General features: G+C 48.1%; 2 protein-coding genes and 1 pseudogene. 2 read left to right on the top strand and 1 reads right to left on the bottom strand.

Annotation, left to right across the window (positions count from 1 at the left end; all coding sequences use genetic code 11):
- Positions 1–89: 89 nt before the first annotated feature.
- Positions 90–531 (bottom strand): annotated as a pseudogene (locus KDK15_RS04250) (sugar phosphate nucleotidyltransferase); the annotation flags it as partial.
- 138 nt (positions 532–669) lie between these two features.
- On the opposite strand from KDK15_RS04250, the gene KDK15_RS04245 reads away from it, so the two are divergent.
- The gene (locus tag KDK15_RS04245; RefSeq protein WP_257294121.1) at positions 670–912 is read left to right on the top strand and encodes a type II toxin-antitoxin system Phd/YefM family antitoxin; all 243 of its coding nucleotides are present in this window, start codon (positions 670–672) and stop codon (positions 910–912) included.
- Complete coding sequence (locus KDK15_RS04240; RefSeq protein WP_257294120.1) at positions 909–1,172, top strand: Txe/YoeB family addiction module toxin; 264 nt, start codon at positions 909–911, stop codon at positions 1,170–1,172. Before KDK15_RS04245 ends, KDK15_RS04240 begins: the two co-directional genes overlap by 4 nt.
- Positions 1,173–1,338 lie beyond the last annotated feature (166 nt).

Below are 1,338 nucleotides of genomic sequence, written 5' to 3'. Positions count from 1 at the left end.
TCTTCAGGACTTCGTCCTTTGGACTCCTAAAGCCGTGCTACGGCACACGCATAATTAAAGACCTGACCCCCGGTTTTGACCCCCGGTTTCAGCTGCGCCATCTGAGCCAGCACACCTTTTCCTTCAGCATTGATGCAAAGATCATCGGCCAGCACCACACCAAAAGGCTGGTCACCAACCAGCGACTCGCCGGACAGAATCGCATGGCCCAACCCTTTCATCTCTCTGTCGTGTATAAGAGAACGTGCACTCATTAATCAACTGTCGTTTATCAGTCAGCAATGACTCCTTATCACTACCGGCAATCTGATGCTCCAGTTCATAGTTGGCATCAAAGTGATCCTACAGGCTGCGCTTGCCACGGCCGGTAACAATACAGGTATCATTCATACCCGCCTGCTGCGCCTCTTCAACGCCATACTCAATCAGTTGTTTACTGACAATGGGCATCATCTCTTTGGGCATGGATTTGGTGGCCGGGAGAAAGCGGGTGCCGTAGCCGGCAGCGGGGAAAAGGCATTTCTCTATCATAGGATGGTATGTTGGGCTCAGTATTTGCGTAGCAAAAGTGTTTTTAAAAAGGCAACAAAATTGGCACCATCATTGGCGGGATCAAAGGGTACGTACTATATTACGTACGTAAATAGTAAAAGAATCAGGAGAAAATCCATGAGCAGATACAGCGCCAGCGAAGCCCGTGCAAATCTGTACCGGCTGATTGATGAAACCGCCCAAAGCCATAAGCCAGTGCTCATTACCGGCAAACGCAACAATGCCGTACTGGTATCTGAAGAAGACTGGAGTGCTATTCAGGAAACACTTCACCTGCTCAATGTACCGGGTATGCGGGAATCCATCCGCGACGGATTGGCCAGTGATATTTCCGATTGCAGCGAGGAACCCGGCTGGTGAGTTGGAAATTGGTATACACCCGGCAGGCGCAAAAAGATGCAAAGAAAATCGCAGCCGCAGACCTTAAATCCAAAGCAGAAGCCCTGCTGCAAATACTGGCAATCAACCCATATCAAACGCCACCACCCTATGAAAAGCTGATGGGTGACCTGAGTGGCGCTTTATCACGAAGAATTAATATTCAGCACCGATTGGTTTACCAGATACTTAAAAAAGAGAAAACCGTTAAAATCATCAGGATGTGGACGCATTATGAATAGTTGATACCCAGCTACTCAATGCTCATGGCTAAGTTTTAGATGCCGCGCAATCATCTTACTGACAGTGGAATAATACCAATTCCGCCTTCTAAATATGATATCGAGCAAGTTATTTTGGACAGCTGGGCAAGGCGGAATGACGAGTAATAGCAGGGCTATTGCGAGG

This window comes from Endozoicomonas sp. YOMI1, assembly GCF_024606345.1.
Lineage (GTDB): Bacteria > Pseudomonadota > Gammaproteobacteria > Pseudomonadales > Endozoicomonadaceae > Endozoicomonas.
Note: the sequence above shows the minus strand (reverse complement) of the source record. Positions and strands in the feature narration are given on the sequence as shown.